General features: G+C 44.9%; 1 protein-coding gene and 1 pseudogene. One reads left to right on the top strand and one right to left on the bottom strand.

Annotated features, from left to right (window positions below; translation table 11 throughout):
* Positions 1-119: 119 nt before the first annotated feature.
* On the bottom strand, positions 120-1328 hold the full coding sequence (locus R8N28_RS24145) for an IS4 family transposase (RefSeq protein ID WP_318183539.1): 1209 nt from the start codon (positions 1326-1328) through the stop codon (positions 120-122).
* Between the two features lie 106 nt (positions 1329-1434).
* Here R8N28_RS24145 and R8N28_RS24140 point away from each other — a divergent pair.
* Positions 1435-1681: pseudogene (locus R8N28_RS24140) on the top strand (ABC transporter permease subunit); the annotation flags it as partial.

The following is a 1681-nucleotide window of genomic DNA, read 5'->3' as shown; positions in this document are numbered from 1 at the left end:
CCACCTGAGTCAAACTATCCGTTCGTAACATGGACAAAGCGGCGGATTATGATCAATCAGGAGCAACTAGTGGAAATACACGTTTTACATCAGCAAGGGCATAGCACTGAGAGATCCCCTCATAATTTCCCCAAAGCGTAACCCTGTTTGAATAGATTTTGAGCAAGCAGGGTTGCAGCCACGAGTAAGTCTTCCCTTGTTATTGTGTAGCCAGAATGCCGCAAAACTTCCATGCCTAAGCGAACTGTTGAGAGTACGTTTCGATTTCTGACTGTGTTAGCCTGGAAGTGCTTGTCCCAACCTTGTTTCTGAGCATGAACGCCCGCAAGCCAACATGTTAGTTGAAGCATCAGGGCGATTAGCAGCATGATATCAAAACGCTTTGAGCAGCTAGTTCGGCTATGCCGAAGGCCTAATCCGTATGCTGGACTTTTCAAGTCTCGGAATGTTTCTTCAATCTGCATTCGTTTCGAATAAATTCTGACAAGCTGTTTGGGTGTTCGAATTTCAACGGGTAAGTTAGTTGCTAGAACCCATGGTTCTTTTGCCGAAGCTGAGTAAACTTTAGGTGATGGATGATGGCAGTTAGTTCGTGTCGAGCGCTGATTTTTTCGACCTTTAGGGCGTGATTTATACAATGCAATTTGGCATGAGATTGGGTTGCTTTTAGTCAACCTCTTATAACCCAAGGACTTTGAACGACTTGAGGATGTGTCGTGTAAGTTGCTGATAGGTTTCCAGTTTTCTGCTCCTAAGTCTGCATATTGCACTTTCCCTCTTACTCGACTTAACCAGAACCAACCCAACTTCTCAACAGATTTATACCATGGCACTTTAAAGCCAGCATCACTAACTATAAGCGGTGTCGTGCCACTCGGTAAAATGCCTGCAAGATCGGCTAGGAATTGGTCATGAGCCTTCTTTGAACATTGCTCTGAAAGCGGGAACGCTTTCTCATAAAGAGTAACAGAACGACCGTGTAGTGCGACTGAAGCTCGCAATACCATAAGCCGTTTTTGCTCACGGATATCAGACCAGTCAACAAGTACAATGGGCATCGTATTGCCCGAACAGATAAAGCTAGCATGCCAACGGTATACAGCGAGTCGCTCTTTGTGGAGGTGACGATTACCTAACAATCGGTCGATTCGTTTGATGTTATGTTTTGTTCTCGCTTTGGTTGGCAGGTTACGGCCAAGTTCGGTAAGAGTGAGAGTTTTACAGTCAAGTAAGGCGTGGCAAGCCAACGTTAAGCTGTTGAGTCGTTTTAAGTGTAATTCGGGGCAGAATTGGTAAAGAGAGTCGTGTAAAATATCGAGTTCGCACATCTTGTTGTCTGGTTATTGATTTTTCGCAGAACCATTTGATCATACGACAAGATGTGCATCTACCTTAACTTGATGATTTTTATCAAAATCATTAGGGGATTCCTCAGTGAATCGCATCTACGTTGAGGTGATCCGCTCAATCCCAGTATTGGTGTTGCTCTTATGGGTTTACTACGGCATGCCAACGCTGCTCGATGTCTCTCTCAATCATTTTTGGGCGGGGGTAATTGCACTGACTATCGCTGAAAGTGCGTTTATGGCAGAAGTATTTCGCGGTGGGATTCAAGCGATCAACCGAGGTCAGCATGAAGCGGCAGAATCACTTGGTTTGAATTATTGGCAGAAGATGCGCT

It is taken from the genome of Vibrio sp. Vb1554 (assembly GCF_033344235.1).
Note: the sequence above shows the minus strand (reverse complement) of the source record. Positions and strands in the feature narration are given on the sequence as shown.